Source organism: Rhizobium beringeri (assembly GCF_004306515.1).
GTDB classification, from domain to species: Bacteria; Pseudomonadota; Alphaproteobacteria; order Rhizobiales; family Rhizobiaceae; genus Rhizobium; species Rhizobium beringeri.
Window position 1 is genome coordinate 94,617 of the sequence record NZ_SILG01000005.1, and the last position, 26,555, is coordinate 121,171.

At 56.2% G+C, this 26,555-nt stretch carries 24 protein-coding genes and 1 pseudogene; 15 read left to right on the forward strand and 10 right to left on the reverse strand.

Features of this window, described 5'->3' with window-relative positions; genetic code table 11:
* Window positions 1–63 precede the first annotated feature (63 nt).
* Window positions 64–213 (reverse strand): annotated as a pseudogene (locus ELH03_RS38240) (hypothetical protein); the annotation flags it as partial.
* A gap of 692 nt (window positions 214–905) precedes the next feature.
* Here ELH03_RS38240 and ppa point away from each other — a divergent pair.
* Window positions 906–1,439 carry an inorganic diphosphatase gene (gene ppa / locus ELH03_RS33205; protein ID WP_130729953.1) on the forward strand — a complete coding sequence of 178 codons (534 nt, stop codon included), beginning with the start codon at window positions 906–908 and terminating at the stop codon, window positions 1,437–1,439.
* Window positions 1,440–1,644: 205 nt separating this feature from the next.
* Window positions 1,645–2,655, forward strand: coding sequence for an IS30 family transposase (locus ELH03_RS33210; protein ID WP_017968913.1), 1,011 nt, complete (start codon window positions 1,645–1,647; stop codon window positions 2,653–2,655).
* Here ELH03_RS33210 and ELH03_RS33215 read toward each other — a convergent pair.
* From ELH03_RS33215 to ELH03_RS33225, 3 genes are all read right to left on the reverse strand, one after another.
* Window positions 2,652–3,347, reverse strand: a complete 696-nt coding sequence (locus ELH03_RS33215; RefSeq protein ID WP_245511910.1) for an acyl-homoserine-lactone synthase — start codon at window positions 3,345–3,347, stop codon at window positions 2,652–2,654. The two genes, ELH03_RS33210 and ELH03_RS33215, sit on opposite strands and share 4 nt — an antisense overlap.
* A 260-nt stretch (window positions 3,348–3,607) precedes the next feature.
* Window positions 3,608–4,351, reverse strand: a complete 744-nt coding sequence (locus ELH03_RS33220; RefSeq protein WP_017968911.1) for a helix-turn-helix transcriptional regulator — start codon at window positions 4,349–4,351, stop codon at window positions 3,608–3,610.
* Between the two features lie 152 nt (window positions 4,352–4,503).
* Window positions 4,504–4,998, reverse strand: a complete 495-nt coding sequence (locus ELH03_RS33225) for an acyl-homoserine-lactone synthase (RefSeq protein WP_245511911.1) — start codon at window positions 4,996–4,998, stop codon at window positions 4,504–4,506.
* 398 nt (window positions 4,999–5,396) lie between these two features.
* Here ELH03_RS33225 and ELH03_RS38900 point away from each other — a divergent pair, with 398 nt between their 5' ends.
* Window positions 5,397–5,753, forward strand: coding sequence for a hypothetical protein (locus tag ELH03_RS38900; protein WP_497006782.1), 357 nt, complete (start codon window positions 5,397–5,399; stop codon window positions 5,751–5,753).
* A 353-nt stretch (window positions 5,754–6,106) separates the two neighbouring features.
* Here the strand turns inward: ELH03_RS38900 and ELH03_RS33230 are convergent, their stop codons facing one another.
* The 4 genes from ELH03_RS33230 to ELH03_RS33245 all read right to left on the reverse strand — a co-directional run bounded on the left by ELH03_RS33230 (window position 6,107) and on the right by ELH03_RS33245 (window position 9,935).
* Entirely contained in the window at window positions 6,107–6,811 is a 705-nt protein-coding gene (locus ELH03_RS33230; RefSeq protein WP_017968908.1) for a nucleoside/nucleotide kinase family protein, read from the reverse strand.
* Window positions 6,812–6,903: 92 nt separating this feature from the next.
* A complete protein-coding gene (locus ELH03_RS33235) occupies window positions 6,904–8,265 on the reverse strand; it encodes an NAD(P)-binding protein (RefSeq protein WP_130806886.1) in 1,362 nt (453 codons plus the stop codon).
* Between the two features lie 116 nt (window positions 8,266–8,381).
* Window positions 8,382–9,497, reverse strand: a complete 1,116-nt coding sequence (locus tag ELH03_RS33240; RefSeq protein WP_130806888.1) for a nucleotidyltransferase family protein — start codon at window positions 9,495–9,497, stop codon at window positions 8,382–8,384.
* Between the two features lie 21 nt (window positions 9,498–9,518).
* Window positions 9,519–9,935, reverse strand: coding sequence for a hypothetical protein (locus ELH03_RS33245; protein ID WP_017968905.1), 417 nt, complete (start codon window positions 9,933–9,935; stop codon window positions 9,519–9,521).
* Window positions 9,936–11,390: 1,455 nt separating this feature from the next.
* Between ELH03_RS33245 and ELH03_RS33255 the strand changes: the two genes are divergently transcribed.
* The 12 genes from ELH03_RS33255 (at window position 11,391) to ELH03_RS33310 (ending at window position 23,756) form a co-directional block, all read left to right on the forward strand.
* Window positions 11,391–11,963, forward strand: coding sequence for a hypothetical protein (locus ELH03_RS33255; protein WP_080635755.1), 573 nt, complete (start codon window positions 11,391–11,393; stop codon window positions 11,961–11,963).
* 1,331 nt (window positions 11,964–13,294) lie between these two features.
* Window positions 13,295–13,999 (forward strand): GntR family transcriptional regulator, encoded by a 705-nt coding sequence (locus ELH03_RS33260; protein WP_017969142.1) that lies wholly within the window; start codon window positions 13,295–13,297, stop codon window positions 13,997–13,999.
* A gap of 775 nt (window positions 14,000–14,774) precedes the next feature.
* Window positions 14,775–16,397 carry a cytochrome-c oxidase, cbb3-type subunit I gene (gene ccoN, locus ELH03_RS33265; protein WP_020486316.1) on the forward strand — a complete coding sequence of 541 codons (1,623 nt, stop codon included), beginning with the start codon at window positions 14,775–14,777 and terminating at the stop codon, window positions 16,395–16,397.
* Between the two features lie 8 nt (window positions 16,398–16,405).
* Window positions 16,406–17,140 carry a cytochrome-c oxidase, cbb3-type subunit II gene (gene ccoO, locus ELH03_RS33270; protein WP_003549661.1) on the forward strand — a complete coding sequence of 245 codons (735 nt, stop codon included), beginning with the start codon at window positions 16,406–16,408 and terminating at the stop codon, window positions 17,138–17,140.
* A gap of 8 nt (window positions 17,141–17,148) precedes the next feature.
* Window positions 17,149–17,301 carry a CcoQ/FixQ family Cbb3-type cytochrome c oxidase assembly chaperone gene (locus ELH03_RS33275; RefSeq protein ID WP_017969139.1) on the forward strand — a complete coding sequence of 51 codons (153 nt, stop codon included), beginning with the start codon at window positions 17,149–17,151 and terminating at the stop codon, window positions 17,299–17,301.
* 1 nt (window position 17,302) lies between these two features.
* Window positions 17,303–18,166: a cytochrome-c oxidase, cbb3-type subunit III gene (gene ccoP, locus ELH03_RS33280; RefSeq protein ID WP_065277073.1), complete on the forward strand. Its 864-nt coding sequence runs from the start codon at window positions 17,303–17,305 to the stop codon at window positions 18,164–18,166.
* A gap of 11 nt (window positions 18,167–18,177) precedes the next feature.
* The gene (locus ELH03_RS33285; protein WP_017969137.1) at window positions 18,178–18,363 is read left to right on the forward strand and encodes a hypothetical protein; all 186 of its coding nucleotides are present in this window, start codon (window positions 18,178–18,180) and stop codon (window positions 18,361–18,363) included.
* Between the two features lie 199 nt (window positions 18,364–18,562).
* A complete protein-coding gene (ccoG, locus tag ELH03_RS33290; protein WP_130806890.1) occupies window positions 18,563–20,131 on the forward strand; it encodes a cytochrome c oxidase accessory protein CcoG in 1,569 nt (522 codons plus the stop codon).
* The gene (locus tag ELH03_RS33295; RefSeq protein ID WP_130806892.1) at window positions 20,128–20,613 is read left to right on the forward strand and encodes a FixH family protein; all 486 of its coding nucleotides are present in this window, start codon (window positions 20,128–20,130) and stop codon (window positions 20,611–20,613) included. Before ccoG ends, ELH03_RS33295 begins: the two co-directional genes overlap by 4 nt.
* Window positions 20,610–22,895 (forward strand): cation-translocating P-type ATPase, encoded by a 2,286-nt coding sequence (locus ELH03_RS33300; protein ID WP_130806894.1) that lies wholly within the window; start codon window positions 20,610–20,612, stop codon window positions 22,893–22,895. Before ELH03_RS33295 ends, ELH03_RS33300 begins: the two co-directional genes overlap by 4 nt.
* Entirely contained in the window at window positions 22,892–23,050 is a 159-nt protein-coding gene (gene ccoS, locus ELH03_RS33305) for a cbb3-type cytochrome oxidase assembly protein CcoS (RefSeq protein ID WP_003549679.1), read from the forward strand. Before ELH03_RS33300 ends, ccoS begins: the two co-directional genes overlap by 4 nt.
* Before the next feature lie 34 nt (window positions 23,051–23,084).
* A complete protein-coding gene (locus tag ELH03_RS33310) occupies window positions 23,085–23,756 on the forward strand; it encodes a Crp/Fnr family transcriptional regulator (RefSeq protein WP_130806896.1) in 672 nt (223 codons plus the stop codon).
* 333 nt (window positions 23,757–24,089) lie between these two features.
* Here ELH03_RS33310 and ELH03_RS33315 read toward each other — a convergent pair whose 3' ends face one another.
* On the reverse strand, window positions 24,090–25,169 hold the full coding sequence (locus tag ELH03_RS33315; RefSeq protein WP_130806898.1) for a hypothetical protein: 1,080 nt from the start codon (window positions 25,167–25,169) through the stop codon (window positions 24,090–24,092).
* A 33-nt stretch (window positions 25,170–25,202) separates the two neighbouring features.
* The gene (locus ELH03_RS33320; protein WP_063473330.1) at window positions 25,203–26,210 is read right to left on the reverse strand and encodes a glycerophosphodiester phosphodiesterase family protein; all 1,008 of its coding nucleotides are present in this window, start codon (window positions 26,208–26,210) and stop codon (window positions 25,203–25,205) included.
* Window positions 26,211–26,555 lie beyond the last annotated feature (345 nt).

Sequence of the window (26,555 nt, forward strand, 5' to 3'; positions counted from 1 at the left end):
CCATTTGGCGTAGTCTGCCTTTCCGAACTTCCAGTTCTTGACACGTTCGATTCGACGCTTGCACAGGATCAATCGCGCGAAATCGACCAGTGGCTGGCAACCGATGAGGATTTTCCGCCCAAGTTCGACAAGGGCGGCGAGCGTATTCTGGGATGTAGTGGATTTGCCAATACCTCCCTTTCCGTAAAACGCGATCTGACGCAGAGCAGCCATTGTTACTTCCTTTTCGTGTTCGAACTGACCGAGGTGATGCCGCGACATTGGCCGCGGCTGGTTCCGTCGCAGCCCGAGAACAATTTTCAAGCGTCGTGCCAATTGAGCTGATTGATGGGGCAGGTCGAAATTACGTGCTGCCGCAGACACTTAGAGGGATAAAATACCGGACCGAAGAATCCTAAAGCGTGTCACGAAGCCGACAAAATTGACGACAATGTCGCACATATGTCGTGCTCTCGGAGAGCCACGGTAACTCTGCGCAAGCACGTCTCCGTCGAATGAGCCGCACTTGATGCAAATGCTGGCAATGGAAAGCGGCGCGGTGCTTTAGCGAAATCGTTTGCGTTAAAAATCTCGCAAGCAGTGTTGCACCCCTGCCAAGCGCATGCAGCCACCCGTGTCGCAAACCTGACAAAGCTGTCGCACTGTCGACTACTAGCCAACCCGAATCCCCCCGAAATCCGCCAGCTAATCACCGCGCAATCGGCTTGGCACGACGAGTGCTAGGACCGACCGAGACACCTTGACGACTCGACGCTCTCTAACCACGCGGTGGCCGATCACCTGATAGCCAACCGGCTGAACTGGAAGGCTGGCTGACGACAGGACGGATGACGTGGATGATGCTTGGACCGTCGTCGTGAGAGTACCTGCGTGCCTGCGCGTCAACATTCACCAAAGGAGCCCCCATGCGTATCGACTCGATTTCGATTGGCAAGAACCCGCCGGACGACGTGAATGTCATTGTCGAGGTGCCGGTCGGCGGCCAGCCGATTGAGTATAAAATGAACAAGGAATCCGGCGCACTCGTCGTCGAACGCTTCCTCTCCACGCCGATGGCCTATCCGGGCAATTATGGCTTTGTGCCGCACACGATGTCTGAAGATGGCGATTCGATCGACGTCCTGATAGTAGACACTCGACCACTCGTTGAGCGCTGCGTTATAAATGTGCGTCCGATAGGTGTTCTGGTCATGGAACAGAATGGTCGCAAGGACGAGAAGATAATCGCCGTGCCGATGGCGAATTTGACGCGCCTCTACGACAAGGTTAGGGACTACACCGACCTGCCGGAAATCTCCCTGAAGCAGATCGAGTACTTCTTCTCGTACTACAAAGATCTGAAGCCCGGCGAGTGGGTGAAGATAGCCGGCTGGAAGGACGTCAATGTCGCCAAAAAGATGATCCTTGAGGCGGCCGGCCGCTACAATTCGAAAACCTGATTGCCAATCGGGAGACCCGCGAGGGGTCGTCGACGGCCGAAGCGGAGCAGGCTAAGTCACAGGATTATGGACAACCTATAACCAAGCACTGGCCCATAGTTCCATAAGTATGCTTACGCCACTTCTTTATGTAAGAGGGGTGGGTTCAAGGATGAAGTGCGACTTGCAATAGATAACAACGGTTTATCCCTGCAAGGAACGAGATATGAAGCGCACCTACTCCCAGATCGATATGGAGGAACGCCGCAAGATTGCCCGCTGGCGCACGGCTGGGATCAGCGTTGACGTGATCGCCGAGAAGCTGCACCGGCATCGCTCAACGATCTTTCGTGAGCTGCGCCGCAATACGTTCGAGGATCGCGAGATGCCGGACCTCAACGGTTACTACTGCGTGATGGCCAATGACATGGCGCGAGAACGGCGTGCCAAGCTGCGCAAACTTGCCCGGTTCTCGCAGCTGCGCCAATCGGTGATCGAGCGCATCATGCATGGCTGGTCGCCACAACAGATCGCTGGCCGATTGCAGCTTGAGCGCCATCCGATCTCCGTCAGCCATGAGACGATCTATAAGTTCGCCTATTCCTCGGACGGTCACGCCATCAAACTGTGGCGACACCTGCCGGAGCATCGTGCCAGACGCCGGCCGCGGCACGCCAGACGCCGCCATGGCAGGCGGTTCACCCCGGATGTCAACATTCTCTACCGGCCAGACGCCGTCGCCGAGCGCAAACAGTTCGGGCATTGGGAATGCGATCTCATCCAGTTTCGCAAGAAGTTCGGAAAGGCCAACGTGACGTCGCTGGTCGAACGGGTCAGCCGATTTGCCGTCCTGCTGCGCAACAATGACCGGCAATCGAGGCCGGTGATGGACGGCCTGATCCAGGTGCTACAATCCCTGCCCCACCTCGCCCGTCGCTCGATCACCTTCGATCGTGGCACGGAGTTCACCGACTGGCCTTACCTGCAGGCCAGCATCGGAGCGCAGACATGGTTTTGCGATCCGCAATCCCCGTGGCAGAAGGGCACCGTCGAGAACACCAATAGACGGGCCAGGAAATGGCTTTCGAGAGAGGTCGATCCACTGTCTCTCAGCGACCGCGATCTCACCGAGATCTGCAACCGCCTGAACGCAACGCCACGCAAATGCCTCGGCTACAAAACACCGGCAGAAGTCTTCCGCCAGAAACTCCTCGCGCAAATCAGGCGTACCGGTTAGCCTCTATCAGCCTGCAAGTCGCGCTTCGCCATGAATTCACAGTAATGCAAATGGTGCAAAGTAGCTTCGGGCTTCAACGGATTTCGAACCTCCGGCTCGAGCAAGAGGGTGCTTCCTTGGATAGAATAGAGTTGATGATGCTTCCTCAAGCCAGACATGGAAGGCTTTGCCTGGATTGGTACGATTAATACGCCATTGAGCAGCGAAGGCGGACCAAGCTCGGTTACGTTCCAACCGGTTGAGACTAAGAGTTGCACGAGCTTCGGGTGCGTTTCGACGATCACCGAGGTTATGCCGGCAACAAGGCAAAATTCCATCACGCCGGTCATCAAGACATGTGACGCCGATACCCCATTTATTAGAATTTGACCTTCCGCGACAATACATCGGGTCCACTCGAATATCTCGGGCGAACGCGGCCATGCTTGCCCTTTCATGATCTGCGGATAAACATCCGATAAGAGATGAGGTTCAGTCGTCGGGAGCAATCGCGTATATCCCACGACAGTATCTTCGAAGAACAATGCAAGGTGCAGCGCACGGTCGTGATCGAACTGGTCGATTTCTAATCCGTCATTTCTACGAAGCGCCTCCCAGCCAAGCCTTTCCACGAATTGCTCGTGCCGAAAGCGCCAAATTTTCTCCATTGCTTGCCCGCGTGATTCGTGGCGACCGACGTAAAGTCTTATCATTCTGCCCCCCATCATAGTGCAAGAATGCATTAGACTCCCGGTCGTTTAAATGAGTGAAATTACCTAGTTTTCACGCGTTCGCCGGCCAACGCCGTCGTCGATCGTCCTGCAGTGATAAGGAGTGCCTAAAGGTGACATGGCGAACGGACCGCGGTCCATAGTGTTGAGATTGGCTAAGGTTTGGGGTTCACGCGCGCCTTATCGGACAATCGTGATCAGACGTCATCGAAATTGCGGCCCTCACCCAGGAGGGCGTTACTTTACCGAAGGATTCCGTAACGAAAACTCTCCGCTATCATCTGCGCCGAATTGACGACATCGAGTTTGCGTTGAACATTGAGTATCTCATTTTGGATGGTTCTATGCGAGCGGCCTAGAATTGCCGCGATCTCCACCGCTGTCTTGCCCGCAGCGCACCACTGAATGATCTCGCGTTCACGCGCAGTTATTCTTAAAAGGCGCCTGTCTTGGGAGCTCACGTTTTTCGTTAACAGGCTGCGCACTGTGTTATGGGCGTAAATTGATATGATATGTAGCGCTCCTCTGGCAGCTCGCGACAGATCCACCTTCTCTGCCCCGAAAGTGATAATTGCTTGAAAGCCGTCGGCGGTATGCAGTGGCACACTGTAACCATCCTTCATTTTGAACTCTCGGGCCTCCATCATAATCCGGCGCGCATGACGGCCGAGCTCTTGACCCTGCAGTGCTTCCGACCACACAAAGGCACCGTCTTGCATTTTACTCAAATGGATCACGGGATCGGCATGGACGTAATTGCCCGTTGAATAACGTTCAAACCACTCGTAGGGCCATGCGTTCAACAAGAAATACGGATCGATGCGCTCCGTAGGCAAGGGTATGCCGGACATTGCAAAGCAACTAAAACCAAAGTGGCACGCTGTTCTGTTCAATGACTTCAGTATATCCTCACTGCTCTTCGCTAGTGCAGCGTCTGATATAAAGTCGAACATTACATTTGCCGTTGCCAACGCCTCGCTGTCCACTCTTCCCTCCAGGACATGCTACTCAAGGCAGCATTTTTCATGGTCGCTTCCGGTAGGAGCTAACTCTCCGAGTAGCCACTGTAGACGAAAAACCCAGCGAAGAGGAGCCTTGTCTGTATCTTTGGCAAAGTTGCCCAGACAACGAAACCAGGTCAACAGCTCCGCCTTTGCTTATGACAATGTACTTGCAAATGGCCCGGACCTGATGTCAGAGCTGGCTTGACCTGGTGCAAAGTAGCATCGGGCTTCAGCGGATTTCGAGCCTCCGGCTCGAGCAAGAGGGTGTTTCCTTGGATAGAATAGAGTTGATGATGCTTCCTCAAGCCAGACATGGAAGGCTTTGCCTGGATTGGTACGATCTCGGGCGAACGCGGCCATGCTTGCCCTTTCATGATCTGCGGATAAACATCCGATAAGAGATGAGGTTCAGTCGTCGGGAGCAATCGCGTATATCCCACGACAGTATCTTCGAAGAACAATGCAAGGTGCAGCGCACGGTCGTGATCGAACTGGTCGATTTCTAATCCGTCATTTCTACGAAGCGCCTCCCAGCCAAGCCTTTCCACGAATTGCTCGTGCCGAAAGCGCCAAATTTTCTCCATTGCTTGCCCGCGTGATTCGTGGCGACCGACGTAAAGTCTTATCATTCTGCCCCCCATCATAGTGCAAGAATGCATTAGACTCCCGGTCGTTTAAATGAGTGAAATTACCTAGTTTTCACGCGTTCGCCGGCCAACGCCGTCGTCGATCGTCCTGCGAAGTGATAAGGAGTGCCTAAAGGTGTCGAGCAGAAGAACGGATCGGTCGTCCGGCGGGGATTGCCGGCTATCATCGCCACGAAGGCGTTGAAGCTGCGGCGACGCTCGCGGACCTATACCGTTCAATGCGTTTGTTCGTAAACTTCTTTCAACCGTCGTTCAAACTCCTGGAAAAGCGGCGTGATGGCACATTGGTCAAGAAAAGATACGCTTCTCCCGCGACACCGCATCAGCGGCTGATGACGGATCCAAGAACGTCGACCGAGGTTCGCAATCGCCTATTGCACATGAGCGAGCAACTCGACTCCGTAAAGCTTCTCCGCGGCATTCGTGCGGGACAACAGCGCCTCGTTGACATCGCTCACCAGGGCGCACCATCAACCGACGCTCCTGATATCGAGAGCTTTCTACAAAGCTTGCGTGTCGCTTGGACAGACGGGAAGGTTCGTCCGACGGCGAAAGCGAAGCCGAAACTCAAGGGTGAGCGGCGGCGACCCGACCCGCTCGTTAGCGTTACGGAAGATCTCCGTGCATGGTTCCAGGAGGAACCATGGAGAACCGGCCGGGAACTATTGGAGAGGCTTCAGTCCATTTATCCAGGTGAATATCTGGATGGCCTAATAAGGACGTGCAGCGGCGAGTGAAAGACTGGCGTCGGGATGGTGCGCATACGATGATCTTCGGAATCGACCCCAGCAGAACAACGGAGCTGCCCTAACGCGAAAGGAGCATTTTGGTGAGGCAATAGGCAGTTCATTCAGGAGCATTCTCCAATGAGGCAATACGAATCTCACCTTGTTTGCCGCTACGCACCGTGGGGCTTAAGCTGCGTGAACGGCTGGGCTTAAAGGGCGCCGCCCCGGCGGGCGTCTGTATGTTTTCTTACGAAGTTTTCGTTTCTTGTGCCTTCGGAGACCAATTATTTATGCTGTGACACTGCAGAAGGGCCGCCAATGGCAGCTGCCGATGTAAAGTGGGTTGGCGATTTGCAGTAATTTTATTCACACGGTGTAGCCTTCCTAGCCAGGTGGTATTCCTCGACGTCGTGTTGCGCGGCAATGTGCTGCAAAATGCAATCAACGACATCGGTATCGCGTGTATCCTCATTCTGAGGAACGACAAGCCAACCACGTTCGCAAGCCATCTCCTGCAAGACGTTCTGAATCTTTGTCTGATAGGCGCAGTAAGCGTCGCGCGGATCGCCGCGATAACCGTCCCAACGCCCCATCTCGGTCTCTTTGAAGACCGTGCGCCGGTGCCAAGATACATGCGGCTCTATCTCCAACAGGACGACGAGATCAGGCTCGGCAGCCCGATCGAAATAATCGAGAAGCTGGGCTCTGTCGATCTTCGCTCGGCAATGCGCTTTGGCGACCACTCTGAACTGCGAACCGTCCATAACGGTGATGAGATTGCCAAACCTGGGCTCTCTGCGAAGCATTTGGCCCACGGCAGAAAACCAGGATGCGAGCAAAAACAAATAAAAATGGGTTCCGAGCAGGTCAATCTTCGGTTCGCCCTGTTCAGGCCAAATGATTTCCTTTAGCAGGCGAAGCCGACTATCAGTGAAAGCGTCTCCGAACTCTATGTCGCTCTTATTCAAATAACGGGCCAGATACCCCCCATCACGCAGGTTATGAGCCAACTTTCGGGCAATATGAGTCTTGCCCGCTCCATCAATTCCTTCGATTGCTATAAGCATGCTCCACTACCTCCCGCAAATGGTCTGCGCTTATCGCAGTATTGCCGCCCGTTGATCGGCTCGGATTTTCGGATGTGTACTTCCGCGCCAGTTTATTGTGCGGCAATTGTCTGCACACCATGTAACTCCTCGGCCGCAGTTTCGCGAAGACATGCCGCGATGGAGGCCCCGACATAATGTCCGCTGACAAGGGCGGGGACGAGGCCGCGAAACCGGCCGACGACATCGCCGCAATACCAGATCCGCCCACTATGATTCTGCAAGGCGGCATCAACGGTCGGGAAGGCACCAACACCCTCGACTGATGGGAAAATGCAGACAGTCTCTGGCGTCGCCATGTCCGGAAACTGCGTGATGAGCATACGCGCGCTTTCGGCGAGGATCCTATAGAGTTCGGGATGTAATAGAGCGGCCACGTCGCCCCTGCTGAACTTCTGCCGCGGGAACCAGGGACGATCAGCCTTTCCGAATTCAAGCGCTTGGGATATGGAAGGGCGATCTAGGAATTCGGTGAGTGGCTGCCATGTCGCCGTCGTATCGCTCCCCAACCGCTGTTGCAAATCGGCCCAAATCTGTCGACCTCTGTCGAGATTATTCCCGCCGAAGCGCGCCAGTAAACCGAAATTGGAGTAGCCGGTCGGGGGTCCGTCCGACCGACCGGAAAGAGCAGCAGTGCCACCATAGGGGATCATCCAAACCTCCCCGTCGCGACAAGTGCAAAAGGTTCGCACTTCCGTACACGCCGCATCGAGAATGTATTTCACGTCTGGGCGTTTAACGGCGTTAAGGAACCCAACTCCGTTAGGATGTTCGATACGGATACCAAACTCGTATCGCAGGTCGGTCATGGCGATCGGCGCCGTCATCATGGACCGTAGTGCCTGCGGACCGAAGCGCCCAGTTGCGATCGCAAGATGGGTGAAAAACTCCTCTCTCAGATCGCCGTCCGCTCCACGACTTTGCACGAGGTAGCCTTGTGGCGAGGGAATGATCATTTCCACGCGCGTGTTGGCCAAGATGAGGTTGCTGAACTCATGCATCATGGCGGCTATCAGCGCGTTTCGCTGCGCCAACGAGCCGTAGGTCGACGGATAGTCCTTGCATATCATGGGCTGGCCCGTGCCGAGAAAGCTGGTTTCGGTGTCCGGATCAAAAGGGGGCGCCGGAATGCCCACCTCCGCCAGCTGGCGTTCGATTGCGCCATAGGCATCCTCAAGACGGCAACGGCCCTCTAGCGTGTAAAGATGTGTGCCGGATGGAAAAAAGCTGAACTTGCCGTCGGAGAAAAGGCCGGCACCACCAATTCCGCTTCCTAGATGGTCTGCCACGTCATGCTTACGTTCTGCAAGCGTACGGCCAGCCTCGAACAAGAGGAATTTAATACGCTGTTTGGCAAGAGCCTGGCCAACTGCCAGGCCGGCCGGCCCTCCACCGATTATTGCTACGCGTTCCACCGTTTGCTCCTCATATAAGGATCGGCTTGCCAGGCGGCGACCACCTTTGATCGCTAGCTGCAATAGCTTAGCCATGTTGTAATTGCCGTGCCGCAAGGCCGGCCGCGGGTCCCGCCTCAAGCGAGCTGAAGATCACTGATGACTGTACGCGATAACAGCTTAGGGACAATGTCTCCGAAGTCCGCTTCATCCGGCCGTCCTTGCTGATCTGGCATCAGAAGCGCCAACACCTTCAAAGGAACCGGCGCATCAAAGAGGCGACGAACCTGTTCAAGGACGTAGAAGATTGCAGCTGAAAAGCCGTACTTGCCGGCAACCGCAAGCAACTCGGGCCAGTCGATGTCCTCGGCATGAAGGCGCAACAGCGCGTCGATGTCGCCCAGCATCTGCAATTTCAGGGTGCCATGTTGGTAGGCTTCAAAATAGATGCGGGCAGCGCTGAACCACAGAACGCTAGTCAGCGACTGACAATGCACTTCTCGACCGAGCAACCTGCGGGGACCGGCGCCGCGCCAGACGTCTACCTCCTCCATGCCAGCTCCAAGACTGAAGTGGATGTCGACGAACACCGGCATCCGCACCGAGCCATCGTCTTGGACGAAGGATTTGATCTGCCGCGTTCGCCATTCTGGCGCGATTAGGGTCGTATCGAACTTCGGCCGAATCTCCTCGACCATAGTGACTGAATGTAGCGCGTACTTATGCTCGAGCGTCTGGTGTGTGATCTTGCGGAACATGTGTGTGAAGACACCATCCGCCGGATTGAATACTCCGTGCTGATAACCCAATCGGTAAAGCTCTTTCTGCACTCGCCAGACATCTGCTTGGCGCACCATAATGTCCAAATCCTGCATCGGGCGCAGTGCCGGGTCGGAATATAGCAGAGCTGCCAATAGAGGACCCTTGAACAAATAGTGTTCCAGATCGCACGCACGAAAATGTCCTAGAAGTTCACCAAGGCGACGGAATTGTACCTCGCTCCGCGCCTTCGACAACTGCGACCACATATGTATGTAGTGGACGACCCATTCTGGTGTCCGGGGAAGCAAGGCTAGTCTATTGAGGTGGAAACCGCACAACGGCAATGTCTGATAGCTCTCGGCACGCCAAAGGACGAATGACCAATCCAGATCCGAATCGACAATCCGCTGCAGGCGCACGTCATCGGAGGGCGTCAGGTCCGGTCTACAAGTCAGTAGGAGAAAAGTCTCCTCTCGGGACAGCTGAACCATTGTTGCTCTCCTTCTATCCTCTTAATTTTTGGAGACGACCGTTTTTGTTTTAGCGACATCGGCGGCTTCATTCACGGCAACCGGCGTCTCGTGCCCGCGCCCGTTCGATCCAGCTGGCGATAGCAGAGCCTGATAACGTTCGAGTTGGCGATCGAATTCTCCTAAATCCTTGTCAAAGCCCTGTGCAAAGATGTCGGAGAGCGTGGACTCGCTCTTCTGTCCCCCCTCGACAGCGGCCTGAGAGCTCATCCGGACGGCATGGGATGCAAGCAGGCTATAGGGAAACATCATGGGCAAGCAGGCAGTGCCAGAAGCTTCGGGTTCGATGTTTGCCCCAATATCTTGCATAATCAGAACAGCCAGCTTCCCCGCCAACGTGATGACGAACTTGCCGTCGTTCTCTTCTACCGAATATCCAAAAAGCAACGAGTCGCTCATCTCAGTTATTCCTCCCTAGACCGAAATGCAGCCAAAAGACCGTTGCCTCGGGCTGCGCAGAAACAATTGCCGCGGAATGCACTCGCGAGAATACATTCCGCGCCGGAGGGACACACCTAGACGGCGCGATGGATCGCGTAAGACCTGCGCCGGACACTCTGCCCGCGCTTCCAAAGGGACACCTCGTGCCGGGAAAGGGCCAAAGCACTGCGGCCGGCATTCAGCAGGCTCCAATACTTCTTCTTGTTGCCTGCCGCCCTGTGCTGTTTCGCCAATGCGAAGCAGTTCTTGGCTAGACGTAGGTGTTTTCCAGCTGGCGAAGTCCAAAAACCGCGGCTAGGTTTTGTCGAAGATGTTGCTGCACGCGATGCTTGAAGAAAGGGATTTCTTGCATAAGCCATTTCCATTCTCCTCTTTTGAAGTCATGCGTCCCGCTATACGCAATCTGTAGTTGCCGATAGCCGATCATTCTTTTGGGTGTAGTGGTCGTATAAAGGTATTTTTCGTATGTTGTGATAACCACTGTGAGCTAAAAAACGATTCACTTAAATAGGTACTATTACTTAGCTTTGCCGACGTGCTGAGCAACAACTCACGGCCGCTGATGTCATTTGACGGTTTTCCCGAGCCACTCTCGGAGACGCAGTGCACGCGCGCCTGGGCGAAACTGTTCAGCAGCGCCTGCACGCTGAGCTTGCCGCCGTGCATGTTCGGAAAGAGGGCCGCTGCGCCTCGTTTCCTGGGCTTCTTGAGCCAGCAACGAAGGGCTTGCTGTGCGTCCTTTGTGAGTGGCGTACCTCGCTCTTTGCGGCCTCTTCCGATGTATTGCACCTATCCACCGCGGCCGAACATTACCGCGTCTCGGTCGAGATCGATGACCTCGGAGAGCCCCGCCACCCCGTTCGCGCGGCCAGCAGTAGAAGAGTGTGATCGCCGCGTTCCAGCCATGTGCTTCGATCCGTACAGTCCAGAATCGCTTCAATCTCGGGCCTGGTGAGAAACTGAAGCCTCCGCTTGTCACATCGCTCGGTAAGCTCCCGGTGGGGCCGCCTTGCGAGGTTGATGCGAATATCGGAAGTCTGTAATGGGCGTACTGCGCGCTATTCCCAATACGACTACAATCTCGCGGGAGCTGGTCCCGCTTCCGGCAAGTCGCAGCATTTATCGTAATGTCTCATGCTCAGTCTTCTCTTTGCCGGCTCAAAATGTCCTCGATCATCACGAGGTATCGATGCCAAACGTTGCTGACCCAGGAGGTAATCTTCAGTGCCGAAAACTGGCCGGTCTTTGATTGGAACGGTGGCCGGGTTCACGTCTGAAATCCGCAACAAGGCCGCTCAATTAAGTAATTTTACTCATTTACTAGCGCCACGAACCCAGGTTCAAGTGAGACGCATTATTAAACCTACGATGGAACGATCCTTTCGATCGTCACATCGCTACCGGGAGCGTAAAATGGCAGACGATTATCTCAAATACGGCGATAGATTGCGCATCATCAACGCATACGGAGGAGTCGGGCTTGGCGGCTACCTCGGTGTTGGCGGGGAATCAAAGGTACCCAGTGCCGTGGATAATGTCGGAACATATGCAAGCCTATCAGGACAAGAACTTGCTACGCAATGGACAATAATGGCGGCGCCGGGCTCCTCTAAAACCCCTGGACAAAACGTTTGCAGCGGTGATCAGATTCGCCTTCAAAATTACCAAGATGAAAGTTATTTGGCATTATTCAGCAGCAATCCGCCGGGTGATAGCGGTTATCCCGTGGCAACCACCACCACTTTGAATGATGATACGATTGCGGCCGCTTGGTACGTCCTCATTAGTAGCCAAAATAAACGCAATGATCCAAATCTGAGCGACACAAACGACATATATTTGGTAGCTACCTTTGGTACGCTGGCAGGCGCTTTGGATACCAACGGCGTAGGTGCAGGCGGCTTCAAATACAGCGTCACGGGTGCGCGTCTGCTCAATCGTGACGGCGGAAGCGGCTCTTGGCAGGTAGTGAAAATCAGAAACTGAGCTTCAAATTCATCCATCCAGCGTTGTACCGTTACTGGCCTCGTGTCAAGTTAAGGCGCGAGGTCCCTCAAGCGGCCTACAGATGGGCAAGCTCTCTCCATACGGTAGCTCGCCTTAGCTTGGGTCGAGCATAGGATGCCATGCGGCGGTCGAGAGTGTGATTTCCTGCCACGTATTTATGGCGGCGTTTCGCAGTTTGCGATGTTCAGCAGTGCTCGTTCGGTTGCGGCCAAGATTAAGTGATGAGGAACTGCTGGCGTGCGGGACTGATTTGAACCGACTCATATGGTGTTCCCCGCGGTCGGGCTGTTGGCGCGCGACCTCGCAGCGATTGTGAAATTTCGGCTCTGTCCAACTGCACGTCGGAATTCTACCTTCGATCTCCGTGCTAAAGAGAGCCGTCTAGAAGGCAAACAGCGAATTCGCCGCCGCTGCATGGCTTGCGACACCGATCGATCAAGCATCACCAGCGTCAGCTTGTCGGTCTTGCGCATTAACTCCACCTACAGGTTGATAAATACATGAGATCCAAGGCGTTAAGCCAAAGTCTTCGTTACCCACGCGCTTGAAAGTGCCTGATCCCCTACCCTGACAACGGCGATGATACACTTCCATTGCGTTTCCTATGTTATTTGATTTTCTCGAAGAAATTCACTCCCGTGGCCATCGGCTCCGAGGTGAGGAACTAATCGAGCCACCTAAAATGTTGGAATTGTCTAGCAAGACGGGGAACTTATCCGGCTGCTTGAGCGATTGGTAAGCGAACATGGCCAGTTAAAGATTTTGCGACTCGCCAACTGAGAATCGTGTGACCGAACATGCGCAGTTGTTTGATTAATACGTACAGCATTATACGTTTACTTAGTCATCCGCAGAAAGCTAAAATACAAAAACTTACGCTCGAGCGATAACCCCAAAATATCAAAAAATATATTATCCTTATATATTGATCTGTGGCGAGCCGCCGTCTAGATCTGCTCAACACGCGGCACGGGGGCCTACCCCGGTCAGCGAAGGGAGGCTTAGATGAACCGACGTGACAACATGCACACATACAAAGCCAGAATTGACAGGCCAGAGATGAAGGTCAGCCTTGTAGCTGGAGAACGTGACCGCGCCCTCTTGCGCATGGCATTGAACTCAACTGCGAGAGAAAGTGATAAAAGCCAACCGCGGCTGTAATACAGGCCGGCGAATCTCGCTCGGGCCAAAACTCGTGCCGGTATAGGGAGGCCAAAATATTTTCAGCCTTGAATTCGGAACGACGCCCGATATCAACGAATAAGATCCTGTAGAGTCCTTAAAGGACATCGACAGAGGAAAACTATCAAATGCGGTGTTGCAAGAACGCGCCTCCACGTCGCGGGGTCGATTTAAATTTTGACATTGAACCAGAACCTGCAAAGGCCGATATTGCCTACGATGCTATTCGGCGATTGCTGCACAGTTACGGCCGTGTGCCGGACCAACATCTCAGGGAACAGGATCTGGCGTCTAAGCTCGATATTGGTCGAACCCCAGTACGCGAAGCACTTCAGCGGCTGGCGGCGGAAGGGAAGATCCAATACATCCCTCAGAGAGGTTTTTTCACGAGACCGATGTCAGAAAATACACTGTTGGATTTTTATGTTGTTGGACGCGAGACCCTCATTTCGGCCTTAAATCGAATGCGGCCGCAGGCGCCAGAGAGCTGGAGCGTGTCGGACAAATTGTCCCCTGACGAACTCGCCTTAAGGACAGAAGCGATATTCGCAAAAATCGCCGAGGAAGCGGCCAATTGTGAGGCTTGCAAAATCGTCCACCGATTTTGTTTTTGTACTCACCCTTTACGAATGGAAATAACCGCGTCGGATCTTCGGCCCGCGTTTGTCAAAAGCCTCGGAAGACTAAGTGCCGCAATGTCTGAATTAGGCGTGGCAACGGACCGGGCGCAGTCCGCGTTGATGAACCACCTTGATCTAGAACAGGGTGCCGTCTCAAGGGTCGTACACGAGGTGAACGAACGTGGATTAACAGGGTTTTCTCGGCCGGCGTGAATCTTGTGATATCGCATAACTGAAGCCCTAAGGCTCGAATTCACTCGACGCCGCTCTGCGTTCGAAAGACCTCGCAATGAACGAACCGGCGGAGAGAAAAGCTCACCTCTGCAATGCTCGCAGAATAAGAGCGTTAGATCCTGCGACAGTTCGAGATCATCTTGGCGGGGCCTTCACTGCTTGTGTGGTCCCAATCTTTTTCCCGCTCAATGCACGGCTCCGCACAGCCGTCGACGAGGACCCTATTCGCCTCACAAATAAGCTGCAGCCACAGAGCCGATGCGGGTTTTCCGCGGCCGCGTGTCTTCACCAGATCGGCCATCATCTCTCGCCGGCTGAAGGCGAACATGATCACAGCACCGCCCTGACGTTGAAGGGCACGCCCCACCTGCTCTCCGCCTAAACAAAGTCAGAGATGGGCCGCGCATCGCTCCATTGGCGACGGCTCGACGTCGTACTTCACGCATGTCCTCTCGCCGGCCTACACCCCCTGACATGCAGAGATTGCGCAAGCGAGAAAAGCATCTGGGTCGCTCGGCTGCGGCGTGCAGTTCCTCCGAAAAGTGCTGATCTGCATCTTCGTGTTTGTCGTTTCAGCGTAGCTATCAGACTGGCGTCCAAGCCCTTTCACGAATGAAGCAACCCCGCACATAGTGGGAAAACGCTGGCCTAGTTTGACTTGGATCAAGACGCCAGCACCGTCTTCATGACAGTCCTGGCGCAAGTACCAAAAAGCCGGCCGGAAAGCGGCCGTCTGTGCACTGAGGACGATATCATGAATTACACAACGGAAACGATGGTGATTACGGTCGCGGCGTTTCTGGCGCTGCTAGGAGCTGCATTCGCACATGACCACCTCTTTGCAGTCCACATGGGTATTCTCTGCTTCTGCCTGCTCGCGGGTGCTGCCCTGCTGGTCAGGAACGTTGATTTTTCGCCGGCAGGCCAACGGCGGAAAGTCGATATATCAGGCTATTTCGACGAGGTGATCCGGTATGGCCTGATCGCCACGGTATTCTGGGGCGTGGTCGGCTTCCTCATTGGCGTGGTCATCGCGCTGCAACTGGCCTATCCCGACCTCAACATCGCCCCTTATCTCAATTTCGGAAGGCTGCGGCCCGTTCACACATCGGCGGTCATCTTCGCCTTTGGCGGCAACGCGCTGATCATGACGTCGTTCTACGTGGTGCAACGCACCTGTCGCGCACGTCTTTTCGGCGGCAGCCTGGCCTGGTTCGTATTCTGGGGCTACCAGCTTTTCATCGTGATGGCTGCGACCGGATATGTTCTCGGAATCACCCAGGCCCGTGAATATGCCGAACCTGAGTGGTATGTCGACCTCTGGCTGACCATCGTCTGGGTCGCCTATCTCGCCGTGTATCTTGGAACGATCCTGAAGCGCAAAGAGCCGCACATCTACGTGGCAAACTGGTTCTATCTCGGCTTCATCGTCACCATCGCCATGCTGCACGTGGTCAACAACCTTGCGGTTCCGGCCTCGTTCCTTGGCTCCAAGAGCTATTCTGTCTTCTCGGGCGTCCAGGACGCGCTGACCCAATGGTGGTACGGCCACAACGCCGTCGGCTTTTTCCTCACCGCCGGCTTCCTGGGCATGATGTACTACTTCGTGCCGAAGCAGGCCAACCGACCGGTTTATTCATACCGGCTCTCGATCATCCACTTCTGGGCGCTGATCTTCATGTACATCTGGGCCGGCCCGCATCATCTGCACTACACGGCATTGCCCGATTGGGCCCAGACGCTCGGCATGGTTTTCTCGATCATGCTCTGGATGCCCTCCTGGGGCGGAATGATCAACGGTCTCATGACCCTTTCAGGCGCCTGGGACAAGATCCGCACCGATCCGATCATCCGTATGATGATCGTCGCGATCGCCTTTTACGGGATGTCGACCTTCGAAGGCCCGATGATGTCGGTGAAAACCGTCAATTCGCTCAGCCACTATACCGAATGGACGATCGGTCACGTGCATTCCGGCGCTCTCGGCTGGGTGGGAATGATCACCTTCGGGGCGATCTACTACCTGACGCCGAAGCTATGGGGACGCGAGCGTCTCTACAGCCTGCGGATGGTCAACTGGCACTTCTGGCTCGCAACCCTCGGGATCGTCGTCTACGCCGCCGTGCTTTGGGTTGCCGGCATCCAGCAGGGGCTCATGTGGCGCGAGTACAATTCCCAGGGCTTCCTCGTCTATTCCTTCGCGGAGACGGTCGCGGCGATGTTCCCCTACTACGTGCTGCGCGCGGTCGGCGGAACGCTTTACCTGGCGGGTGGTCTCGTCATGGCCTGGAACGTGTTCATGACGATCCGCGGCCACCTGCGCGACGAAGCTGCAATCCCAACCACTTTCGTGCCCCAACCACAACCTGCCGAATGAGGTGAGACATGGCATCGATACTAGATAAACATCAGATCCTCGAGAAGAACGCGACGCTTCTTCTCGTCGGCTCGCTGCTCGTCGTGAGCATCGGCGGCATCGTCGAAATCGCACCGCTGTTCTACCTGCAGAACACGATTGAAAAGGTGGAAGGCATGCGGCCGTATACGCCGCTCGAATTGGCCGGCCGGAACATCTACATCCGCGAAGGCTGCTACCTCTGCCACAGCCAGATGATCAGGCCGTTCCGCGACGAGGTCGAACGCTACGGCCATTATTCGCTCGCGGCCGAGTCGATGTACGATCATCCTTTCCAATGGGGATCCAAGCGAACCGGGCCGGATCTGGCCCGTGTCGGGGCACGTTACTCCAACGAATGGCATGTCCAGCATCTCGCGGATCCACGGGCGGTCGTGCCGGAGTCGATCATGCCGAGTTACGCCTTCCTCAAAGAGCAGAGGGTGACGGTCAAGGACGTGGGAATGGACCTGAAGGCCAATGAGGACGTGGGCGTGCCATACAACGACGACATGCTGGCGAATGCGGAGGCCGACATGAAGGCCCAAGCCGATCCGAACGCAGATACGACGGCCCTGCTTGCCCGCTATCCGAAGGCGAAGACCGGCGATTTCGACGGCGATCCTGCTGCGCTGACCGAAATGGATGCCCTGGTGTCCTACCTGCAGATGCTCGGAACGTTGGTCGATTTCTCGACCTACGACGACGCGACCGGCTACCGATGAGGTGATCCATGGAAACCTACACTGCAATGAGACACTTCGCCGACAGCTGGGGCCTTCTGGCAATGGCGGCATTCTTCGTCGGCGTCGTTGTGTTCACCCTTCGCCCAGGCAGCAAGCAAACGGCGAAAGAGGCCGCCGATATTCCCTTGAAGGATGATTGAGATGTCGGAAAAACATATCGATGAATTTAGCGGCGTCGAAACGACCGGACATGAATGGGACGGCATCCGCGAACTCAACAATCCGATGCCCCGCTGGTGGGTGTGGACCTTCTACGCCACTATCGTCTGGGCCTTGGGCTATGCGATCGCGTATCCCGCGATCCCGATGGTTACCGACGCCACGAAGGGCATGCTGGGTTTCTCCAGCCGCGCCGAGTTGCAGCAGAACCTGGATCAGGCCAAAGCATCGCAGACGACACTGCATGATCTGATCGCCGCCAAGACGGTGCACGAGATCGATTCCGATTCTGCCCTTCGCGAATTCGCGGTCGCCGGCGGCGCGTCTGCATTCAAGGTGAACTGCGCGCCGTGCCATGGCTCGGGAGCAAGCGGCGGGCCGGGATTTCCGAACCTCAACGACGACGATTGGCTGTGGGGCGGAGACCTGGATGCCATCCAGGCGACGATCGCGCATGGGATTCGCTTCGATGGGGATACGGACACTCATACTTCCGAGATGCCGCCCTTTGCCGATGTTCTGGATCCCGTCCAGACAAGGCAGGTCGCGGCTTACGTCTGGGGACTGACCAATACACCGTCGGACCCCGGTCTCGCAGAGGCCGGAAAGCAGGTCTTCCTCGATAACTGTGCCGCATGTCACGGCGACGACGCCAAAGGAAAGGCCGACATGGGCGCGCCGGATCTCGCCGATGCGATCTGGCTGAAGGCACGCGGCGAGGATGCAATCATCCGTCAGGTGGCCGCTCCCAAGCATGGCGTCATGCCTGCCTGGGCAGGGCGTCTCGGCGACACGGCGGTCAAGGAACTTACCATTTTCGTGCATTCGCTTGGCGGCGGGACGTGAGGAGAAAAGCCATGGCAGCTCACGGCCACAACCCGATCCTCGATCTCTATGGCACGCCGCGCGCTACCATACGATCACGTGTGTCGGCGCGCGCCAAGGCCACACCGCCACCGTCCGATCAGGACGACCCGGCAAAGATCGGCAATTCGATCGTAAGTTTGACCTGGGTCAAGGACCACAAGCAGACTCGCCGTTAGTCCCTAGCCTCGTCGAGGATGTCCCAATCGTGCCTTTCCTCGGCAGCTCCTGCGGGCCGCGCCCTCTGTCCAGGGCGTGGCCTGTTCCTTTTCGGGAAGATCACTTTCCCACGAGATTGCATTTGGGCATTTCTTGATCTGCATCAAGGAACGGATGCGCGGCAGATGGGACAAGGGCGGGTGAAATCGGATAGGTCCCATGAACCTCTACACTGCACCAGATCCCGATAACATCGAGCGGCTCAATGTCGAGCCGGTCAATGCCCGTCGCAACCGGCAGCCTCTCTACACACCTCGGAAGAAGGTTTTTCCCAAGCGTGCAGAGGGACGATTCCGTCGGTTCAAGTGGATCGTCATGCTGATTACGCTTGGCATCTACTATCTCGCGCCATGGATTCGCTGGGATCGCGGTCCCTACGCGCCTGACCAGGCAATCCTCATCGACCTTTCTTCACGGCGCTTCTTCTTTTTCTTCATCGAAATCTGGCCTCAGGAATTTTATTATGTAGCGGGTCTGCTCGTCATGGCGGGGTTCGGCCTGTTTCTCGTCACTTCCGCGGTTGGCCGCGCATGGTGCGGCTACGCTTGTCCGCAGACCGTCTGGGTTGATCTTTTTCTCGTCGTCGAACGTGCGATCGAAGGCGATCGAAACGCGCGAATGAAGCTTGACGCTGGCCCCTTAAGCTTCGCCAAGCTGAGGAAGCGTGTCGTCAAACATTCGATCTGGCTCCTGATCGGCGTCGTCACTGGCGGAGCGTGGATCTTTTATTTTGCCGACGCGCCGAGCCTGCTTGTTTCGCTGTTCACCGGCCGCGCGCCTGCAGCCGCCTTCACCACGGTCGCCATCCTTACCGCAACGACTTATGTGCTCGGCGGTCTCATGCGCGAGCAGGTGTGCACCTACATGTGTCCGTGGCCACGCATCCAGGGTGCGATGCTCGACGAAAATTCTCTTGTCGTCACCTACAATGACTGGCGGGGCGAGCAGCGGTCGCGTCACGCCAAGAAGGCTTTAGTCAATGGCCTATCGGTCGGGGATTGCGTGGATTGCAATGCCTGCGTGGCGGTGTGTCCGATGGGAATCGACATTCGCGACGGACAGCAGATGGAGTGTATCACATGCGCGCTCTGCATCGACGCCTGCGACGGTGTCATGGACAAGCTCGGAAAGCCTCACGGCCTGATTGCCTACGCCACGCTGAGCGAATACTCGAGCAACATGTCGCTTGCCACGGACGAAGGACGAACGGCCGTCCAGCCATCCAGGGTTCGAAACAAGGATGGGACCTTCGTTCCGGCGATCCGGCACTTCGACTGGCGTATCATCTTTCGTCCGAGAACCGTCTTTTACGCAGTCGCCTGGGCGTCAGTCGGCATGGCGATGCTCGTCCATCTCGCCTTTCGGGAGCGCCTTGAACTCAACGTCGTTCACGACCGAAACCCCCAATATGTTCTGGAAAGCGACGGCTCTCTGCGGAATGGCTACACGCTTCGTGTACTGAACATGGTGCCGACGCCGAGGGATGTGAACATAAGCCTGGTCGGGCTGGAGGGGGCGACGATGCGCATCCCCGAGTTCGGCAAGGAAGACGCTCGCAGCTTTACAGTCCATGCCGAACCCGACGCCGCCACGACGCTCAAGGTCTTCGTTACACGCAAGCCTACCGGAGCCGCGATCAATGAATTTCTGTTCGTTATCGAAGATACCGATCATGCCGATCGGGCAACCTACCGCGCGGCGTTCAATGCACCGGGAGACATCAAATGAAGACCTCCGCTCAAGGTTTTACAGGCCTGCACATGCTGCTTGCGACCTCGGCATTCTTTGGCGTGGTGATCGCGGTGAACGTCACCATGGCCTTCTATGCCTCCTCCAGCTGGAGCGGTCTGGTCGTGGAAAACACCTATGTCGCCAGTCAGGAGTTCAACCGCAAAGCGGCGGCGATGAAGGCAATGGCCGCTTCCGGCATCGAGGGCAACCTCTCCATAAAGGGGCACGAGATCCGCTACGACATTCACGACAAGAGCGGATCGCCTGCGATCGTCGACGACGTCGTTCTGAATTTCAAACGGCCCGTCGGAGACCACGAGGACTTCCTCCTTACGCTCAAGAAGGCAGCCGCGGGGCGGTTCGAAGCGGAACATGATCTAGCCGAAGGTGACTGGATCGTCGAGGCCATCTCGCGAAACGGTGGCGTGGTCGTCATGCATGAGGCAAAACGCATCGATACCGCGGAGTTAGACCAATGACCTGCTGTACCATGGACGCGGAAAGCGTGCTTGCCCTCAGCACGACATCATTCAGTGCCGAAGAGGTCCGCCTTGCCAGCCAGCCGCTCGGCGAAGGATTGCGCCAGTTGGACCTGAGTGTTTCCGACGTCCACTGCGGCGGCTGCATTTCGACCATCGAAAGGACGTTGTTGACGCTTCCCTTCGTCAAGACAGCGCGAGTCAATCTCACAGCGCGAAGGGTGAGCTGCGTCTACAAGGAGGAGATCGAGACGGGCGCAACCGATCCGTCCAGGATCCTCGCAGCGATCAACTCGGCCGGATATCGCGTGCATCTCTTCACCCCCTCAGCTCCCGAGAACGACAAGACCAGAAATCAGCTTCTCCTCGCGATCGGCGTTTCCGGTTTTGCGGCTGCCAACATCATGTTGCTCTCAGTATCGGTCTGGTCGGGCGCAGATGCCGCGACGCGCGATATGTTTCATTGGATCTCGGCGATGATAGCAGCGCCCGCGCTGGTTTATGCGGGGCGCTTCTTCTTCAAATCGGCCTGGAATGCGCTGCGGCACGGGCGCACCAACATGGACGTTCCGATCTCACTCGCCGTGTCGCTCTCCTATGCCGTTTCCTTGTGGGAGACCGTCCATCACGGCGAGCATGCGTGGTTCGACGCTTCGGTCTCGCTGCTCTTCTTCCTGCTGATCGGCAGAACCCTCGATCATATCATGCGGGAAAAGGCTCGGGCAGCGATCAACGGACTGGCACGGCTCGCCCCGCGCGGAGCATTGCTGATCAATCCGGACGGGTCGCGACGCTACATTGCGGTAGAAGAGATCGCGGCGGGGGATGAAATCTCGATAGCCGCAGGCGAACGGGTTCCCGTCGATGGCATTGTCGTCAGCGGAGAAAGCGACCTGGACCTCTCCATCGTCACTGGCGAGAGCAGCCCCGTCGCCGTCGCCAGCAACAGCGAAGTGAGTTCCGGGGCGATGAATCTGACCGGCTCGCTCGTGTTGCGGGCGACGAGAATTGCCAAGAATTCACTTCTCTCGGAGATCATCGGCCTCATGGAAGCCGCCGAGGGCGGAAGAGCTCGCTATCGCAGGATCGCCGATCGCGCTGCGACACTCTATTCGCCGGTCGTGCATCTGCTGGCGCTGGTCTCCTTCCTTGCCTGGGGCTTCCTGGGCGGAGACTGGAAACAGGCCATGCTGGTCGCCGTAGCGGTCCTGATTATCACCTGCCCATGCGCATTGGGTCTTGCCGTGCCCGTGGTCCAGGTCGTCGCCGCGGGGGAGCTTTTCCGGAAGGGCATCATGGTGAAGGACGGCTCAGCACTCGAAAGACTGGCCGAGACCGACACCGTGGCCTTTGACAAGACGGGCACCTTGACGATGGGCAGTTCGCGCCTTGTCAGAGTGGACCCCATGGACGAGAGCGCCACCGCAATCGCCCGTGGATTGGCAGCGCATTCACGGCATCCTCTTTCTCGGTCTCTGGTGCGGGACACCGAAACTGCCCCCATCTCCTTCGACAGGGTCACGGAAATCCCCGGCGGGGGACTGGAAGCCAGGAACGGAGCGGATATCTATCGCTTGGGCAACGCGGCGTTTGCCTGCGGAACCAGCTTCGTGCCCCGCACCGCCGACAGTCCGTTCTCGGAAGTGGTCCTGTCGAAGAATGGCGTCGATCTTGCCCGCTTCTTCTTCGATGACACGCTTCGTCCGGGTGCGTGCGAGGCCATCGACCGGCTCGATGCAGCCGGCCTTGAAACGCTGATCGTGTCAGGCGACAGGCAGACCGTCGTCGACAATACGGCGCATGCCCTGGGTATCGACAGGGCTTTGGGCTCTCTGACGCCGAAACAGAAGGTCGAGGAATGCCAGAGGCTGAATGGCGAAGGTCGTCGCGTGCTCATGGTTGGCGACGGGATCAACGACGCCCCGGCGCTTGCTGCCGCGCATGTCTCGATGGCGCCCGCCACGGCCTCCGATATCGGCAGACAGGCGGCCGACCTCGTCTTCTTCAACGATCGCCTTGACGCTGTTCCGGAAGCGATCGCCGTTGCGCGACGATCCGCCAGCCTCATCCGGCAGAACTTCGCTCTCGCCATTGGTTACAACGTTCTGGCGGTGCCGATCGCCATCGCCGGATTGGCGACGCCGCTGATAGCGGCGGTGGCAATGTCGACATCTTCGATCATCGTCGTGACGAACGCACTGCGGCTGAACGCCCTCAGCAAGCGTCCGGATATGCACATTCGAGGAGGGATCGGCAGGAGTGCGGAGGTCAAAGCCGCATGAACATGTTGATCTATCTCATACCGATCGCGCTGCTGATGGGAGGAATAGGACTCCTGGCATTCCTTTGGTCGCTGAAAAGCGGCCAGTATGACGACCTTCAAGGCGCCGCCTGGCGAATCCTCGCCGAGGACGAAACCGATCAACGAGAACCCTGACCGCACACTGGGTCCAAACACGAAAGGAAGATGGATGCTTGCGAAAAATTCTGTACTTCTGCAGTCTGACCTGTTTGCTGGTTTGGATCAGGCGACTGTGGAGCAATTCACCGCAACGGCTGAGTTTCGAGCCTTCGCCGCTGACGAGAAGATCATAGCCGAGGGCCAGCAGGCGTCGTTCGTCTACTGCGTCATGAACGGTTTTGTCCGACTTTCAAAATCGGAATCCGCCGGGCGCGAGGCGGATATCTGCGTGTGCGAGCCGGGCGACACCTTTGGAGAGTATCTACTCGCGGGGGGCGGCTCCTACGCTTATAGCGCACAGTCCGCCGACGGGGCCGAGGTCGCGCTGTTTGCGCTCGCGGACTTGCAGGCGTTCACCGACCAACATCCGGTCGTACACCGGAACGTCATGCGCATTATGGTCAGGCACCTGCTCGGCGCGATGGATTGTATTGCGGGAGACCGGTTGCTCACAGCCGCACAACGGGTGGCAAACTATTTTATGAGCCGTTGCCCCGCCTCGGCGACCACCTCGCGGGTCACGTTCAGGCTTCCTTACCGGAAGCGAATCCTGGCCGGCAAACTGGGCCTGGCGCCGGAAGCCCTTTCCCGCGCATTTGCGGCGCTCGCGGCGTCGGGCGTCGAAGTCAGAGGCAAGGTCGTTCTGGTCGATAGCGTCGACCTGCTTCGCAAGGCGTGCTAACCTTCACTAACCGGTACAACAGATCCGAGATGAGGCTCAAGCAGAAGCGCTTCATGATAATTGGAAGGCTGCTTGATTTCGATCAATCCCGCCTCCGACACATCTCAGTGATCAACAATAGATCCAGCGGCCGATCACATTACCGCCCTCACAAAATGATGCGGGCATTGGGTCTGTGAGGGCTGCCGACTTTGATCGTCACGCAATCCGTTCATTCGGCTCCCTGGAGACGGCTCTGTTTGTTTGTCACGATCGATTTCTCGCGCAGCTTTCACCGCTAACCGGTCGTCCTGAAACTGGTTTCGTAAAGCTGTCGTCGGAACAGAATGAGAGTCACTGACGTTCGATTTTGTTGCTGATCCCATTTCGAGCCACCGAATTAACATTGGACGGAGGATTGCCAGGACGAGCCGTACCACAGGGGGTTCTGATTTCCCCGGAAAGGTACTGACCGCTATTGCATGGCAGCATGCTGACATCGAGAAAATCGCTCGACTTCAGGGAGTTCTGATACGCTATAACTTCTTTCATGGACAACGGGGTCGAAAAGATCGTCACTCCCTCAAAGCCCGGCAGTGCCTCCACTGGCTCGATCATGGGCGAGCTCTGCCCGGGCACCGCGGCCGCGCCAATAACCCATGGCCCAACCGAGCCGAAAGTGACGGATTTCGGGCGGCCGGTTGGCGTACCAGAGCTGTAGGCAGAATGCGGGAACCCGCTGTCGAGCACTGCCTCATCCCATTGGTAAGCTGTAAACATCAAAAGATAGGTATATGGCGCGAAACGGTCGATGCGAAGTTTGCCGTCTGGAGTGAAGGTGTAGTAAATCCACTCTGTGCCGGAGAATGCGCCTGTTGGCCCCACGACGTTCATATCCCACGGCTTTTGCCACCACGCAGTATCCGCCCTTCCACTTTGAAGCAGGCTTTTTGCAAAAGACCACTTTTGACCATTTGCGTTAGGCGTGGCACCTAACGCAAATGACAGGTAGGCGCCGTTCGAAGGGGAACTAAGTAGCGACAGCGCGCTACCGCCATTAGGAACGGTATTGTCTCGGGTCTTTTCTACCAAAAGGACTGTGAATCCCCTGTCGGGTCTGATCGATGCGGGTTGACTAGTCTCGACTGATCCGTGCGGTGGAAAGTTGAAAGAAGTCTTATTGGTATAGAAGTCAAATGCCTGCCTCGTATTTTCAGGCACTGGATAATCCACTCCTGCCGCCGAGTCGTGTATGTACACCTTTGGATATTGCCCGAAAATCGGCACGACCTTCGGTGTGAGGGTCTGAGATACTTTGTCGGATGCGCTTCTAAGACAATTGGCTTCATCGATGCATGATGCCGATTGGCCCGCGCCAGCAGCAAGACAACCCACCGCAGAAAACAGCAGGAAGATTCTTTTCCCATAATTCATTAGACAATCCTTTGCGGACGCGTTGGTCTTGCCTTAGCGGCTGAGTTTGGTTGTGTTGCGGCGCCCAATCTGGCGCAGCATGTCGCCGATTACGTCGGGCAAATCGGTGGTGATAAGATTCGTACGATTGACGATCGCCATCTCCGGATCACCTCGGTAATCGGGCACGATACCTCGTTGCGCGGTCGACTTAGGATCGGTGTTATGCTCGAAGCAGCATTTGCCAGCGCTGTTGGCAACGCCCTCGGGATAGTAGTTACTTTCATGATAGGTGGCGAAGCCCTGCTTCTGGTCGATATAGTCAAAATACGCCTGAAGACCGTCGCCTTTGTAGAATTGGTTCATCTCAAATTGAATGGAAAACGGCGCCACATTCCATTGATCGTAGATTGAGTCCTCATGGGGATCATAGCTGGAATCCTTCACGTTCTGGTCATCCGGGTTCTCGACAATAATCAGCCCACCAATGAGGCCGGGGTCGTAGGTCGTCCGATTCAAGATCGTGCCGACATCCACCGCATCCTTCGCTTTGAGTTTGAATACGACGGCTTTGCTGAGTTTCGCATTTGCCTTGGTCGCGAGAATGTCAAGGCAATGTTGCATGAGCTCGATGGGATCGGTCGGGTCCTGATCATCGACCGCCGCCTTGACGTCTACGATCATCACGTAGCCACGACCATCGTCGGAAACATATTGAGCGAGTAGATCGAGCGCGGCAGAGAACGTCAGGAACTTAGCCTTTCGTCCGTGCGGATCCGTAAATACGCGACCATGCCGGTCCCTTAGATCCGCCTGCCTTAATTGAGAAAAGTCTTGGTTGTATAATAGACCGCTTCCAGTTGACTCGCGCTCAATCCTGTAGTCGTGAGATAGAACCACTTCTTTGTCCGCGGTGAAGCGGGCGTCGACTTCCACGCTCTCGATTTGCGAATTCCAGGCGTCTTGCAAGGCGTAGGCTGAATTCTCTGGATAGATCTCCCAGGATCCGCGATGCGCAGATAAGATGACCAGGTCATCGTCGGGTTCCGGCAGCTTAAACATGCTTCTCGTAATCGCACTTACGAGATATGGCGAAGGCTTTACCGGCAGCAGCGCCGTTCCTTCGGCACTGGATGAAACACCGAAGGCGAAAAAAGAAGTTAATATGAGCGATGCTCGCAGACACGACCGGCCGCAGAGGTGGCCAAAACGCCAGGAGCTAGAATGAAGAGTCGCTGACGCTGCTACGTTGTTGCTGGATTGCATAAAGATTCAGAACCTTTCGATGATAATGTTCCTTAGCTCGCTACATCGTACCTCTTGCACCTGCGGCTTTTTGCAACAGCACAAGCGTCTCAGCAGTGGTTAGGCTGGTGGGAACGGAAGCAGGGATGAATGCCATCGCAG